General features: G+C 40.7%; 16 protein-coding genes and 2 pseudogenes. 3 read left to right on the top strand and 15 right to left on the bottom strand.

The annotated features are described in order from the left end of the window. Positions 1-83: 83 nt before the first annotated feature. Entirely contained in the window at positions 84-1244 is a 1161-nt protein-coding gene (locus GSQ84_RS18385) for an NAD(P)/FAD-dependent oxidoreductase (RefSeq protein ID WP_158798752.1), read from the bottom strand. 90 nt (positions 1245-1334) lie between these two features. Between GSQ84_RS18385 and GSQ84_RS18380 the strand changes: the two genes are divergently transcribed. Next, positions 1335-2297 carry an AraC family transcriptional regulator gene (locus GSQ84_RS18380; RefSeq protein WP_158798751.1) on the top strand — a complete coding sequence of 321 codons (963 nt, stop codon included), beginning with the start codon at positions 1335-1337 and terminating at the stop codon, positions 2295-2297. Positions 2298-2722: 425 nt separating this feature from the next. Further along, positions 2723-3007, top strand: coding sequence for a DUF1304 family protein (locus GSQ84_RS28420; protein ID WP_158799355.1), 285 nt, complete (start codon positions 2723-2725; stop codon positions 3005-3007). A gap of 193 nt (positions 3008-3200) precedes the next feature. Here the strand turns inward: GSQ84_RS28420 and GSQ84_RS18370 are convergent, their stop codons facing one another. The 4 genes from GSQ84_RS18370 to GSQ84_RS28410 all read right to left on the bottom strand — a co-directional run bounded on the left by GSQ84_RS18370 (position 3201) and on the right by GSQ84_RS28410 (position 4280). Next, a complete protein-coding gene (locus GSQ84_RS18370) occupies positions 3201-3368 on the bottom strand; it encodes a hypothetical protein (protein ID WP_158798750.1) in 168 nt (55 codons plus the stop codon). Positions 3369-3653: 285 nt separating this feature from the next. Then, a complete protein-coding gene (locus tag GSQ84_RS28415) occupies positions 3654-3869 on the bottom strand; it encodes a DNA/RNA helicase domain-containing protein (RefSeq protein ID WP_371416416.1) in 216 nt (71 codons plus the stop codon). Continuing rightward, the gene (locus tag GSQ84_RS18360; RefSeq protein ID WP_158798749.1) at positions 3869-4099 is read right to left on the bottom strand and encodes a hypothetical protein; all 231 of its coding nucleotides are present in this window, start codon (positions 4097-4099) and stop codon (positions 3869-3871) included. Before GSQ84_RS18360 ends, GSQ84_RS28415 begins: the two co-directional genes overlap by 1 nt. Positions 4100-4109: 10 nt before the next feature. Next, positions 4110-4280: a DNA/RNA helicase domain-containing protein gene (locus tag GSQ84_RS28410; RefSeq protein WP_158799353.1), complete on the bottom strand. Its 171-nt coding sequence runs from the start codon at positions 4278-4280 to the stop codon at positions 4110-4112. A gap of 203 nt (positions 4281-4483) precedes the next feature. On the opposite strand from GSQ84_RS28410, the gene GSQ84_RS18350 reads away from it, so the two are divergent. Next, positions 4484-6046, top strand: coding sequence for a glycosyl hydrolase family 28-related protein (locus GSQ84_RS18350; RefSeq protein WP_158798748.1), 1563 nt, complete (start codon positions 4484-4486; stop codon positions 6044-6046). 325 nt (positions 6047-6371) lie between these two features. On the opposite strand, the gene GSQ84_RS18345 is transcribed toward GSQ84_RS18350, so the two are convergent. The 10 genes and pseudogenes from GSQ84_RS18345 to GSQ84_RS28400 all read right to left on the bottom strand — a co-directional run. Continuing rightward, on the bottom strand, positions 6372-7091 hold the full coding sequence (locus GSQ84_RS18345) for an RloB family protein (protein ID WP_158798747.1): 720 nt from the start codon (positions 7089-7091) through the stop codon (positions 6372-6374). An 11-nt stretch (positions 7092-7102) separates the two neighbouring features. Continuing rightward, positions 7103-8401, bottom strand: coding sequence for an ATP/GTP-binding protein (locus GSQ84_RS18340; protein WP_158798746.1), 1299 nt, complete (start codon positions 8399-8401; stop codon positions 7103-7105). A 375-nt stretch (positions 8402-8776) separates the two neighbouring features. Further along, positions 8777-8881 (bottom strand): hypothetical protein, encoded by a 105-nt coding sequence (locus GSQ84_RS28405; RefSeq protein ID WP_371416397.1) that lies wholly within the window; start codon positions 8879-8881, stop codon positions 8777-8779. Further along, positions 8853-9440, bottom strand: a complete 588-nt coding sequence (locus tag GSQ84_RS18330; RefSeq protein WP_256377536.1) for a transposase — start codon at positions 9438-9440, stop codon at positions 8853-8855. The genes GSQ84_RS28405 and GSQ84_RS18330 overlap by 29 nt, the downstream gene beginning before the upstream one ends. A 42-nt stretch (positions 9441-9482) precedes the next feature. Further along, entirely contained in the window at positions 9483-11201 is a 1719-nt protein-coding gene (gene ltrA, locus GSQ84_RS18325; protein ID WP_216848971.1) for a group II intron reverse transcriptase/maturase, read from the bottom strand. Between the two features lie 204 nt (positions 11202-11405). Then, the gene (locus tag GSQ84_RS18320; RefSeq protein WP_158798743.1) at positions 11406-11588 is read right to left on the bottom strand and encodes a hypothetical protein; all 183 of its coding nucleotides are present in this window, start codon (positions 11586-11588) and stop codon (positions 11406-11408) included. Between the two features lie 194 nt (positions 11589-11782). Then, positions 11783-12748, bottom strand: a pseudogene (locus GSQ84_RS18310) (transposase). A 75-nt stretch (positions 12749-12823) separates the two neighbouring features. Next, on the bottom strand, positions 12824-13186 hold the full coding sequence (tnpB, locus tag GSQ84_RS18305; RefSeq protein WP_158798741.1) for an IS66 family insertion sequence element accessory protein TnpB: 363 nt from the start codon (positions 13184-13186) through the stop codon (positions 12824-12826). Beyond that, positions 13183-13539, bottom strand: coding sequence for a hypothetical protein (locus GSQ84_RS18300; RefSeq protein ID WP_158798740.1), 357 nt, complete (start codon positions 13537-13539; stop codon positions 13183-13185). The genes tnpB and GSQ84_RS18300 overlap by 4 nt, the downstream gene beginning before the upstream one ends. Positions 13540-13585: 46 nt before the next feature. Continuing rightward, positions 13586-13738 (bottom strand): annotated as a pseudogene (locus tag GSQ84_RS28400) (ATP-binding protein); the annotation flags it as partial. Between the last annotated feature and the right edge of the window lie 150 nt (positions 13739-13888).

Here is a 13888-nt window from a genome sequence, read left to right as displayed (position 1 = left end):
TGATGAGACGTTAATCAAGAGCTTGTACTGAAAGGTAATATTCTGTTGCTGACTTCTTACACATCAGTATTTTGTTCTTGCTGTTAATCTCTGCTAAACCTTATCAACATCTTATCTAACGCACCATCAGAATGCATCAAATTAGCATTGTCAAGCGATTGTTTGGCTGCCTTTGCTGCTCTTTGTCGCATACTATTTTCATAATCAGCAATGGCTTCCCGTAATGTTGGATATTGATCAGACGATAAACATTCGCTTAATTCTAATGCATCAAACATAGAAGTGTTTGCACCTTCGCCTGCAAAGGGTGGCATGACGTGTGCCGCATCGCCAAGCAGCGTTAAATTGGTCAGCGGTTCCCAGGTTTGATCTAAGGGCATACAATAAATCCGACGCGGAACAGCAGGCATTATCGCATTATCAAAAAGTTCATACCAGATATTGCTCCAGTCGGCATATTCTTTTTTGAACCAGGTCAATAATTGCGCCCTATCAGAAAAATCCAAACCACTATCTGTCGCCCAGTTTTCATCCGGTTTAAAGCTTGCATAAAAACCAAGGTCGCCATTGCCTTTCTGACCTCCAAGTATATTTCTTCCATTTCCAAAAGCCATTATTTTACCACCATTCATCAGTTTATAAATGTGAGGTGTTGCTTTTTCTGCACTAGCGATATTTATTTCAACCATGGTAACGCCGGAATAAAAAGCCTTGATCTCTGTAATGTATGGACGGATCTTTGAATTAGCACCATCTGCCCCAATTACAAGGTCAGCGTAAACAGATGAACCATTTTTAAAATGCATTAGCCATCCCTCATTTTGCTTTTCCATCGAAATAAATTGACTATCCCAGACAACTGTTTCCTGTTGCAAGGAGCTTAGCAATACTTTTCTTAATGCACCACGGCTTATTTCAGGACGAGGAGGCTCACCGCCCAGTTTTTCATTTGATTTGTTTTCATGGTCGCTGAAAAAGACTTCTGCGCGCGCATTAACGATAACCTTTTTATCTGCACCTTGAATGACATTTTTTTTATACTCATCTACTAAATTTGCGCTACGTAGAGCTGCCCATCCCGATTCTTCGTGCATATCGAGTGGTGAACCTTGCACCCTGGCATATTCGTTAATATCCCGTTCATATACTCTTACGTTTACACCCTTAAGCTGCAAGAGCCTTGCTAAGGTTAAGCCTCCAGGACCACCGCCAATAATGGCAACTTTTTTATTTTCAAGTAACATAGTTCGATTTTTATTCAGAACTCAAAATTGCTGACTATCTTACAGATAAAATAATTGCATGAGACTGAAAAATAGCTGTATGAGACTTTTATGGGGAAAATAAAACGCGATACGGAACCGAATGTCTTGAAAATTTTCGCTCATTCACTAGGTACGGAAATAAAAAACTGGAGATTAGAAATACCTGAAAAATTTGGCAATGGTTATTGCACCGGATTCGTTTTTAACGAGCATATCCGAATGCTTATCCTTAATTATGAACTCAATGAAGAGCTGGTTATTAAGAATCCTGATATCAATGTCAGTGCAAAAACAATACTTTTCAAGTTTAAGAACATTTTCCCCAGCGCCGAAGTCTTACTGGCAGAGAACGACGCTAGAGCAATGCCTACAGTTTTAATTGCAACGACTGGCCTTGGTACCGAGGTCGTTATTCCGATACATACCAATACCGCTACCATAAATATTGAAGTCGATGCAGACTATTTAAATGGATTCTTTGATCTTTCAAAGGAATCGCCAGTTTTACAAGGTCTGCTTCAGAATACACAACCTTTATTTTTCGAACAAATGATTTATCCATCTTTGCAAAAAGTTGTAGATGAAATTGTTTCTGAAGCGGTTGAAGACATCTTTAAACTTTTTTTTCTACGGGTAAAGGCTGAAGAACTTGTTTGCAGATTATTAATGGAACTAGAAAAGCGGGATGCGAAACAGCTATATGCTTTAAATAGTCATGATATAGCTGCCATATACAAAGTTAAAAATCAGATGCTGGCGCATCTTGACACTCCACCAATTATTAAAGAACTGGCAGTATCTTCCGGTATGAGCCCAACCAAGTTTAAACGGTTATTTAAACAAATTTTCGGCAAAAGCAGTTTCAATTATTATCAGGACTTAAGGATTAAAGAAGCTTCCCTTTTGTTGAAACAGCAAAAGCTATCTGTTGCAGATGTAGGTTATAAGCTCGGCTTTACCAATCTAAGTCATTTTTCCAAAGTCTTTGAAGCGAATATTGGAATGAAGCCGAAACAATTTAGTAAGTCTTAAGAACAGAACAGGTGAATGTTTATTAATTGTTTTAAAATCAGCTATCTTCATAATATCCTCGTATAATGATAACAAGTAAGGATAGAATAAGTCTGGGTTATGACCAATATTTGGAAGGATGTGTACTGAATTAGCAGATGAAGTCTAATCTCCTCTCAAGACGATTATCTGAAAGTAAGCCATTCCTAATAATCATTGAGGACGAGTGAGCAGTTACCAATTAATTATTACATTTCGGATCTGTTAACCTTAGCAATTGTATATGGAACAAAATCTCAAACTTTCAACCCCAGCCCGGACCTTTGTCTTGATAGTGATTATTGTTCACCTAATGTTTTTTATACTTGAAGCGCTTTTTGGATGCGCCCAGAAATCTATAAAATATTGTTAGGGTGCTTGATAACTAGGTAGACTTAAGTTATCCAATCCATGCAATTACACTAAAAAGGCTTTTCATTAATCAGGGCTGCTATAATTTATTTTTAGCCATCGGAGGTTTATACGGGCTTCGGCTTGCTCGCAGTGGAAGGTATATTGCAGGCTATACACTGGTACTCTTTCTTTGCTTCTGTGGCATTGGTGCGGGACTAGTGCTGGCTGGAAGTACAATTGCTTATATATTGGCAATTGGTCAAGCAGTTCCAGCTCTTGCAGCTTTTGCAATGGTGTTGCCTTATTTTAAGTTGGCAAGCAGATTTGAGCAACCTTAGTGTTGTAGCTTGTTGCTTTCCTAATCTATAGAACTAGATAGGGTTTATATTCTCATTATTTCCTCGTGGCTGTTGCAGAAGGGGGATGATCTTTGAAACGTTGATTCATCAGATCTTTTATTTAGCCATTAAGACAACTGGTGCTGATTAACTGGATTAGCGGAAAATGCAGATAAGTGCCGCCATAAGGCGCCTATGATGGGTTTAAAGAAGGCACAGAAATGCTTTCTTCCTGCCTTTTCAAGTATTTTTTACGATTGAAGGCAATTGCGGCCATGAGCATGACTTTATACGCACCGGCCTTGCCCAGTACACCTATTTTCCATAATTCGTAGGTAATGGGTAAGACTACTAAATACAAGTTATACTGTGCTTTGTCGTAGTTTTTTATTTGCTTGCCCCTTTTACTATGTTGCCTGCTGTAAGCTCTGAGATACTGCCCGTCATAAATGGTTCTGGTGATTTTTCTGCAGTGTACGTTCGGTGCGCAAGTTGATTTGATCGGGCAAATTTAATAAGTATTATTTTCTGAATAGAAAATTTATACCCATATTGGTTATTCAGGACCTAGAGATCTATACGAGTCTCATCGCCTTGACAAAATCCTGGGTTCTAACCGGGGTACTTTTTATTTCTGTATATGTTACTATTTTCTGATCCTACTCCTAAAATATCTTTCTGTATCTTTATCCATAAAATGGACATAACAAGCTTTCATACCTCTTCCAAGTAACACCCGGTAAGTGTTTTTCGCCAATTTCATAAAATCCTTACTTCCTTTAACCTGTCCATCAAAACTACGCTCAGGAAAACCTTCCCACTCTGCAGTATCAGGATTATATTTTAAGTCTTTCCCGAAAATTATACCAGCATCGTCAAATTCAAATCCCTGGGCGGTATAGACGCAACCAATCTGATCACCCCCCCCCCCTCATCATAAGCCCAAAATTGAGATTTAGGAATTCCCTTTCTCATTCCAGTGAGTCCTTCCTGGACATTCCATGGAAGTTTATAATCGCCAATTTCTACGTCATTAATCAATTCATTATTTTCATCTAATCTTTTCCACGAGGGTCTGCAAAAACCTGTCATGATTCTTGCGTTATAAAGCCTGCTCAACTTTTGCTTTTATGATTTCTTCAATAGTTTCTGGTGAATCCATGGTATGAAATTCATAATGATGCTCATTTATCCATTCTAAGGTGGCAATGCATCTGATGGGTAAGGTATGATCAATCCATTCACTGTATCTTTCAGATCCACCATTTCGCAGGTGTCACCTATGAGTAGAAATACTTTATAAACTTAGAATGCTTTATAGGGCTTATTGAAATTATTCCTGATACAATTACTTAGTACGAACGTATGGAATATAATAACACCTTTTATCTCGCAGTCATATGTAAGTAATAATAATTAATAATTTTTTTAATTAAAAGTACATTGGGTTATTATTTTTATTAATCATAAAAAACTATGGCCATTCGTATTATTAACGATTTAAAAAGTACTACAGGTACAACGGAAAACAACTTCATGACAGTTTTGGGGTATTATACAACCGGCGACGGAGGAGGCGGCAATTTTTATTGGGATGATGCTTCAACAGAAGCAGATAATAATGGGACTATCTTCCAGGTTTCAAATGTATCAGTCGGTAGATGGAAGCGGATACATTCTGGAGAAATCAATGTTAAATGGTTTGGGGCAAAGGGAGATAATTCCTTCGACAACTATTCTGCATTCAGTGCAGTCAGTGGATTCCTTTCTAATTCCCCTTATGGAGGCACGATGTACATTCCTGAAGGAATATACATCCTTGAAACTGGAATAGAGTTTAATCAACTTGTAGGTGACGAATCAGCTATAAGAAGGATTTCTATAAATGGTTCCGGACTTGGTAGCACAGAAATCATTTATAATGGAATAGGCAATGCATTTCGATTTTATTCTCAATACGATGGAGCTGTCGTACAGAATTACTCAGTATCAAATTTCAAATTGATAAACAACAACTTATACAAAGGGACCGGTATCAAAATTGAATATTCCGCTTTTATGGAAATGCATAATGTGAAAATAGAATTTTTCGAACAAGGTTTATCAACTAATAATTTTCTGGGTGCAGCATTCTATTCTTGTATATTCAATCAGAATAACTATGGAGTAATTATGCAAGGAGCAATTTTACCACCTAACGATATTAATTTTTATTCTTGTTCTTTTAGTTCAAATAGAACTCTTGCTTTGTATGTAACTGGTGGTGTTATTTTAAATATTTTTGGTGGCGACATTGAAGGAAATGGCTGGTATCCAACAGATGTTAGGCAGGGCGGAATGGTCATAGATACAGGCACCGATGGGATCGACGGAACTGTATCTGCAAATATACATGGCGTATATTTTGAAGGAAATGGAGGACTAGCGGATATAATTTATTATGCAGGAAATGGAGCTGGCCTTTCAATTCTTAACGTATATGGGTCTACTTTTAATAGGTTAGATTTGGATACAAATAGATTTGTAATTAACAATATTATCGCGCAACTAGGAGGACAATCAAATTCACCAGTTAAAATAAATGTCAGGGATTGTGGATTCAGGGGTTTTAATACTTATGTATCTGATAGTACAAGGAAATATGTAACTATAAATAGCACAGGAGCCAAATATATATTTTCCGATGAAGGGAGCGCATATGAAGATATTATTGAGATACCTGTAATTAAAGGAATTGTACTAAAAGACAACAATAAAATAACTACCGGGGTTATCTTTAGAGGAACGGATGGCTCAATTATAAATAGCATAGGAAATGTGTCTGATGTTATTAGAAACGGAATTGGCGATTACACAATTGAATTTGAACAGGAATTTTCATCTCCATGGTACTTCCCTTCTCTGTCAAGTAGCGAGCCAGCAACACTTTATACATTCTCAAATTTTGTTAATCAACTTAGGATAAAGTCAGAAGATAATTATGGCAATCCAAAAGATGTTGCGGGGGTATACGTATCTATATGCGGCGCAGATATTTAATTTAAGGATCACCTCTTTGATCGAAGACAAGTGAAGTTTCCCCAACCCAAGCTATAATAAAATAGAACTCATTATTAGGTAATCAACTGTACTTACCAAAAGTAATTTAATTAAGATTGATAGATCGATTTTATTATGGCTTGGCTACTGATTATCCTAGTACGAGATCGAACCAAAAATGCAATTTCCTGTGAATAGATGTATATCAAAACTAAACTGGAGATGCTATATTTAAGTAGAGACAGAGTTAAGATCAGTTCGCCCTCAGCCCAGGAACGCAGATACTTGCGCAACACGTAATGCTGTTTGTTTTTGAGTTGGCCCATCAGTCTTCTTTCCAGGAATAATAAGCGATCAGTCCCAGCAATGATTTCACCAGCAGGCAAACTCGTGTTGAAGGATTAGCCTTAATAGTCGGTGTATTGTCATGATGTTTTAGCAAGGCGAATGCCCTGTTTAAAGCCTGTTCTTGGTCTCCAGCCGCAGCAATAACCGGAATAACCGCGCCACCGTCAGTTGCATGGTCATAAACATAAGCCTGGTACGGATCATGTTTGTTAATTTCTTCGCCCAACTGTTGATAGACTTCGGCCCTTGTTAATGATATAGCCGGGTTGACATCGCACAGGTGAAGCAAAAGCCATAATTCGAACACTTCGTTGCTTAACGCGATTTCGATTTTATTTGCCCTCGCGTTCGCCAAGGCTTTATTCCAGTTGGCCATTCGGGTTTTGTTCAGATCAGCATCATCTTTATCAAAAACCGCCCAAACCACATCCACTTCTTTTTTAGCCTCTTCTTCCAGTTCTTTGCGCTCGGCAATCGCGCGCGTCACCACACCCAGCGGATCGCGGCCCGTACCAATTTCACGCAGGTAAATGCTATCTTCCGGTATCTGTTGCTGGAACTGCCGGAAATATGCCGGTTCGGTGACCGAATCTTCACAAACGATCAGGAACAGATATTTGTACTTCTTGGGTCGCTCCGGCCGCTGGATAGCGGTTTTTTCTACCGAATTGGCTCGTAAACTACCTTTTTTTGCCATTGTTCCGAAGCTTAAATGGTAAATTTGCCTAACATCGGAACGGCACCGTAACGCCCCTCAATGTAACGCTTCTCCTTGTCGGTATCCGGACGTTCTTTCGACGTACTGCCGTCGAGGTCATTTAAATATTTGAAATCAGAAAGGGAGTAGATCTCGGTGGATTCCCAGCCATTTTTTTCGGCAAAATAGATCTGGTCCCTTCGCAGCTTAGCATAGGAAAGCAAATTAGTGTCGTGCGTGGTGAATATCAGTTGCGCGCCATACTTATTAATGTCCTTATTCAGAAAAAGATTGATGGTATCCAGCGTCATGATCGGATGCATGTTAGCTTCGATTTCGTCGATGATCAGCACATTGCCCTGCATCAGTGTGCTCAGTATCGCGCCGCTGATCTGCAAAGCCTTTTTTGTTCCGCTCGACTCAAATTCCTCGACCGGCCAGCTAAGCGTATTGGTGGTTTTTTTTCCTTTCTTATCGTAAATAAAGTGTGAGGCCATCGGTACCCGCCTTTCTGAGCGGCCTTGCGGATTGACCACCGACTGCTTTTTACTTTCTCTAAGCAAGATTGTGGTATCAGTGTCATCCTGGTCGTAAACCTTCATACTTATCTCTTCTATACCCGTTTTCATCCGCACCATATAATCCAGTATCCGTGAGCGCAATTCGGCGTCATCCCACATGCTGATGATCCCGGTTTCCAACTCGGTCTTGTTTTTATCGTTGACGATGCCGACGCTGCTGAACCATTTAAATATTTCCGTAGCTTCTTCGATATTCAGCATATCGCAAATAGATAAAAACAGGCTGTTCTGCTTCGTGGACTCTATCGCTGCATCAATAACTTTGGCATGCGCTTTAAAGGCCGACGAAGTGTCTATAACATCATCCTCTCGCAGGAACACAGGCACCTCCCGGCCAACCGACTTTCGGTAAAGCCACTCTTTTTGTACAGTTGTTTTAAATTCGACGCCATACCGGTACCGGTTATTATTCAGAATAAAAGTAATTTCAAAAAAGGTCGGTTTCTCCGTCCATCCCTCACGTAAAAGAAAAGGTTCCCAGGGAAGTTTTTGGACTGAAGAAAATCTGGACGATAGCGCAATCAACTCTTCCAGCAGCACCATCGCCATGAGTAAATTGCTTTTTCCGCTGCCATTCGACCCATAAAAAGCAATAACATTTAAGGCATCATAACCCGCCTTCTGGAATACGTTGTCCGGGTAGTCCCTTTGCTTCAGTGCAGGCACCAAGCTGACAACCTGTTCTTCACCGATTGATCGGTAATTCCCTACTCTAAATTCAATCAACATGGCTTATTACGTAATATTTCCTCTAAATTACATAAGTTCATTCAAAAAAGCAAATTTATATTTTTCATGCAGCCACAATAATCGCCCGCCTTTAGACTTCCAAAGTTTAACTAATTACAGTAATTGTTTATTCTGAGATCGAACATGACAATTTTGGTCAACAGAGGATAACTGAACATTATCTTTGAGTCCCGATATTTTTTAGCGATATATCTCAAACTATGGTTGGGGGTGATGAGCTGATAATTATTAATTTAATCACTTCTTTTGGATCTTTTAAATTTGTTCTGTTACATATTTGTAACGGATTTGTGCGAAGCTATTGCGCGAATACTAAAAACGTTAATTAGTTAAGATTTTATACGTAAGCTGACACTACAGCACAGGTGCAACTTCTTGCAGCTCTTTCCATCTGTGGGGTAAAAGATCCTGGATTTCTGCTGCCGGGTGTTTATTGATTTTTCTCAGCACATCTTCCATCCAGATCATTGGATTTATACCGTGTAATTTGCAGGTTCCCATGAAAGAAATATAACATTGCGCTTCTTTGTGCGCCATCATGCGATCCACTGAACATGTAGTTTTTTCTGCCCAGGGCAATCGGTCTGATACTTGACTCAATTGGGATGTTATCGATGTTTAGCAGCCCATTATCCATGTATACCGCTAATCGCTTATATCTTTTCATAGTGTATGCGAATGCTTTATGGATCGCACTTTTCTCATTTAAGTGCCCGGCATTTTCTTCCAGCCACTGGCCAAAGCAAGCCCAGATGGGTTTGGCCAGTTCCTGCCTAACTTCCTTACGTTCACAGGTGCTTTTATCTTTGATTTCGCGCTCGATGTCATAAAGCCGGGTAAAGATATCCATCGCGTAGGCTGCCCTTTTTGGATCGTTCTTTTCTGCCTCCAGAAAGTAGCGTCTTGCGTGTGCCATGCAGCAGAGCAAAGTGATATCCTTTTTTGCAGCGAGCGTTTCGTAGTCGGGTAAGAGGGCCCGATCACCCGGGCCGACTCCCCTAAGAACCGTGCATGCCAGTTTCCCGGCACACGGCTCAAGTCATTTCAAAGCCGGACTTTATTAGCCCGGCCGGTAAGCAAACACAAGATTTCTCTCACTACCACGACGACAGCATTTTGGATGCACCAGACACAGATTATCAAGAGCATCCGATCCGCCTTCCAGTTTGCTTTTGTGCCAATGGACAATCCAATTACTCTCTTTGGTAATCTTTTCCAAACATATTGGACAGCAACCGACCTGCCGTTTCCATAACGCCATTACCTTTAGTTTTCCGCTTTTATTTCCTTTCCATTTCTGTGAAGTACGTTCTTGAAAGTATCGGTCATAAAACATGTCAAATGGAATAGCCTGCTGTTTTATCTTGATATGTCGAACTATTGCCACATCAACAGCATGAAATAGGGTGTCCTTCACAGTTTTCCCATTTTCTTTAATAATGGACTGGAAGCAGTGCTGACGCAAACCGATACGATGGAAGTATCTTGCGTGCACCCATCGCCTGCCTTTGGAAGGATGTCTCCTTAATGACCAGCGCCATATAGCTTCCCATATGGCCTTGTCTACAGAGCTGTAGATTTTGGAGGCGACAATAGAGCGGTGATAATATGCCCAACCTCTTATTTTGGGATTTAGTAAACGGATGAGTTCCGTCTGGCTCATACTTCTAGCTGATTTAACTATCCTTCGTATGCTTGTTAGAAAGGTCTGGATATTCTTTTTGGAAGGCTTTATTAGCAGTTTATCTTTGCCGTTGAGTATCTGGTACTTCCTGATGTTCTGGCCAAGAAAGTCAAAGCCATCATAAATATGTGAGATCTTAGTTTTCGTTTCAGAAAGTTCAAGACCACGCTCTTTTAGAAAGGATTGGATCATTGATTTGATTTCCTGTTCAAGTACTTCTTTTGTTCTCCCTATCACAACAAAGTCATCGGCATATCGAACAAATAATACTGGGTTTTTCCGTTGTCTTTCATAGTCTCCATCATATTTGAAAGAGCCAAACTTCTGACCTATGATATCTTCTATTCCGTCCAGAACCATATTAGCGAGCGTTGGCGAAGCCAATCCTCCTTGTGGAGTACCCTGATTTGTCGGGAATAATTTACCAGATTCTACATAACCAGCTTTCAGCCATTGCAAAAGCACTTTTTTGTCCATAGGAATATGTCTGAGCATCCACTCATGGCTAATCTGGTCAAAGCAGGCTTTAATATCTCCTTCAAGAATCCATTGTGAAGACCTGCTTGTTCCCAGTCCTATAAACAGTTGTTCAATCGCATCTGCTGTTCCTCTTTCAGGCCGGAATCCATAACTATTCCAATCGGCACTCATTTCTGATACCGGCAATAATGCCATCGTATGCAGTGCTTGCATAGCGCGGTCTTTCATGGATGGCAAGCCGAGCGGCCTGCGCTTCTTTCCATTAGATTTCATAATATAGACTCTTCGTAGGGGAAGGGATTTGTATCCTCTTCTTTTAAGACTATGAACCATTTTCCATTTATCTTCGGGAGAAGATAATATGACACCATCTATTCCTGCTGTGCGATGACCTTTGTTTTGTGTAATTTTCTTTACAGCCAGACATTTGGCCGCAAAGCTGTGAGAAAGTAGCCATTGAAGCGCTTTCACTTTTCGATGGTTCCCCTGTTTTGCCCACCTGGCGATTCGCATTTGAAGCTTCCTCACCAATAATATACTGGATTTCCAATCTATGGAATTCCAATTATTATCGGCACCAATCGCAGCCGTATACATTTTATTGTTAACAGTCATTTGCTTATTGATTTAGTGAAAGTTCTTCGCTGGTCCTCACCGAAATAACCAGAAGTAAGTCTGCCAGCTTTCACTGTAAGGCAATCATTGCATCCTCTATATGGTTCATTACAAACCACCATTTGCTTTTTACTTCTTCCTTTAACCGCTCATCCATCGACATTCCTCACGGACTGCTTTGCAAATTATTGCGGATAATCGGTCTTACCCTGTTGCCGTTGTGTAACATACTGACGTAGATGCTGACTTTTCACCGGGTGTGTTGGTTGGCTGTGTATTTCCAGTCTGTAAGGAAATATCCCACACGGTACCTGTTTGGTTTAAGCGTTCCAGTTCTTTTCGCTTATTCGGATTAACGGTGTTTAACATCAATTCAATTAATTTCATCCTATCAGTAAGCCTAACCCTATCCGGAATTGAACTTTCCGGTACCTGCTTTGCCTCACGATTCTGCAGGTCAACATTCGTTTTCGGTATATTGTCCTTCGGGCTCCACACAGGTTAATTACTCATCCTGCATGCCGAAGTAGGCTACCATTAACAGTATAACGGGTTCTTTGGTCATTCCTGACCTTGAACAATTATACAATGACCTTTGCAGGTCGCACAAAGGCATATCCGTCCGATTGAAGGTATCCGTTGAAATCGCATAGCAGTGCCTGTGGCACTTCCTGATTACGCCCAGGCTGACATTCAAAAAATACCAGATTGGCTAGCGGAGCCTGCGCTGCCTAGACATCCCCACGGTGAGTGGTTCCCGTTTTACTCTTATCCATCACTTTAATGGTGGTTTCATCCATCATCAGGTAATTGCAATCCAGCACTTCCTGTTTGAGTTTTTCATAAAGCGGATGCAGCAATGTGCAGGTTTTTGCGATCCAGTCCAGTAAGGTAGAATGCGCCAGCTTGATGCCGGAACGGTCAAAATGGATCATTTGCCGGTATACCGGCAAATGATCACAATATTTTTCAATGATCAAAGTAGCTAGAAAGGAGGCATCGGCCATACAATTTTTGATCACCTCATCAGGTAGCGGCGCAATAATGATCTTGCTGGTCAACCCCGGATCACCTACAGGTGTAGGCAACAGGTATTTATAACGGATGATCTTTTTGGCCGTTAGGCGTGCAGGACTACATTTCAACCGATAAGATACTTCGCTGCCGGTGCATTTGCTACCTTCAGGGATCACATCAGGATGAATCTCCTGGATTTCATCCACAATATTCTCGGGAATTACAAAGTGCTTCTTCTTTTCTGTTACGGCCGGTACCTGTTTTGCTTTTTCAAGAGAAACGGGTGCTGGTACGGTAACTTCGATAGCGACCTCTTCGATTAGCCCTAACCGGAGTTGCCCGGGAGTTTGTTCTGTTCCCAGATACCGTTCACTTTTACTGCCAAAGCTCTGCTTAAGCAATTGTTCCAATCGATGCACCAGCAGCTCATTAACTGCGCGTAATTGTTTGAACTCTTCCCGTAAAAGGAGGTTTTCCTTTTGGGACTGTTCATACAACTCTTTGTAATCAATCGTCTCTGATGACTGCATAAAGGCCTTTTTGGTAGCCCAAAAATATACAGACGCAGTTTTTTATACAAATTTCCGGCAGATATTTCCTGTCGGTTATTGTTCTAAAACCAAGGTAGTTTGCCTTGTTCTTTTACGTTGTTTTTCTTTCTGGAATTCGATCCCGCGCAGCACTTGCAACAATTGGATTTCACTGATATGCCGACCTTGTCCATCGGCACGAAGTGGTGGAACATCAAAACTACCATTATCCATTCTTTTATAGTAGATCACAAAGCCGCCATGTTCCCAAAATAACAGTTTGATGCTTTGCCGGGAGCGGCTGACAAAAATAAACACATCACCCCCGGCAGGATCACGCTGAAGTTCCCCGCGAATAATTCCTGTGAGCCCGTTAAAACTTTTCCGGCCATCGATACAGTCAGGATACACAAAATAATTTTTGGCGGTCGGTATCATGAGCCCTGGCGTTTATTGAACAGGGAGAGAATATAATCTGGGCTCACAAACTCATGGAGCTGCACGGTCAGTTCACCTGAACTGATGCTCGCAAAAATTGGAATTGGTCTTGAGGCTTCAGCTACCACAGGTTCAACTGATATGGCGATAAATCTCCCTTCGGCTTTATATTTACCCTCACGTCGATACCTGAGCCAGGTATAAAATGTGCCTACCGGCACACCATGGCCTTTACAAAATTCGGTCGGACTGGTTTTTCCTTTTAGGGATTCGTATTTTTCCAGCAACTCCATGATTACCTGCTTGCTGCGAAAGCAGACTGTCCTGCGTGGTTTGATTTTTTGAAACTCCATAATAATATTTTTATGCAGCCAAATTTATAAGCAAAGCTAAAGCATGTCAATATGCACTGTATTGGGAGCTTACATTCAGTCGGGTAAAAAGTTTAGAGGTATTGTAGTAAGCCACTTTATAACCCATTGCACAAGCCTGATGCCCCAATGCTGATACAATAAAGCTTTTTCCAACACCAGTGGGACCTGTAACCAGAACGTTTTCTTTTTGTTAAATAAACTGACACGAAGAAAGTCGGTTCAATAGTTCTTTATCGAGATCTCTTGCTGCCTGATAGTTGATTTCAGATAGATGAGAGAGGTAACGGAATGCTGCTCCCTGTGTTAAGCGGGCCACTTTTTTGTTAGA

It is taken from the genome of Pedobacter sp. L105 (assembly GCF_009765875.1).
In the GTDB taxonomy this organism is placed as follows: domain Bacteria; phylum Bacteroidota; class Bacteroidia; order Sphingobacteriales; family Sphingobacteriaceae; genus Pedobacter.
Note: the sequence above shows the minus strand (reverse complement) of the source record. Positions and strands in the feature narration are given on the sequence as shown.

Bases quoted from the DNA above. Each gene is read 5' to 3' on its own strand.
- GSQ84_RS18385 (WP_158798752.1), bottom strand. From the start codon at position 1,244: ATGTTACTTGAAAATAAAAAAGTTGCCATTATTGGCGGTGGTCCTGGA.
- GSQ84_RS18380 (WP_158798751.1), top strand. From the start codon at position 1,335: ATGGGGAAAATAAAACGCGATACGGAACCGAATGTCTTGAAAATTTTC.
- GSQ84_RS18360 (WP_158798749.1), bottom strand. From the start codon at position 4,099: ATGACAGGTTTTTGCAGACCCTCGTGGAAAAGATTAGATGAAAATAAT.
- GSQ84_RS18350 (WP_158798748.1), top strand. From the start codon at position 4,484: ATGGCCATTCGTATTATTAACGATTTAAAAAGTACTACAGGTACAACG.
- GSQ84_RS18345 (WP_158798747.1), bottom strand. From the start codon at position 7,091: ATGGCAAAAAAAGGTAGTTTACGAGCCAATTCGGTAGAAAAAACCGCT.
- GSQ84_RS18340 (WP_158798746.1), bottom strand. From the start codon at position 8,401: ATGTTGATTGAATTTAGAGTAGGGAATTACCGATCAATCGGTGAAGAA.
- GSQ84_RS28405 (WP_371416397.1), bottom strand. From the start codon at position 8,881: ATGGAAGATGTGCTGAGAAAAATCAATAAACACCCGGCAGCAGAAATC.
- ltrA (WP_216848971.1), bottom strand. From the start codon at position 11,201: ATGACTGTTAACAATAAAATGTATACGGCTGCGATTGGTGCCGATAAT.
- GSQ84_RS18320 (WP_158798743.1), bottom strand. From the start codon at position 11,588: ATGAAATTAATTGAATTGATGTTAAACACCGTTAATCCGAATAAGCGA.
- tnpB (WP_158798741.1), bottom strand. From the start codon at position 13,186: ATGATACCGACCGCCAAAAATTATTTTGTGTATCCTGACTGTATCGAT.
- GSQ84_RS18300 (WP_158798740.1), bottom strand. From the start codon at position 13,539: ATGGAGTTTCAAAAAATCAAACCACGCAGGACAGTCTGCTTTCGCAGC.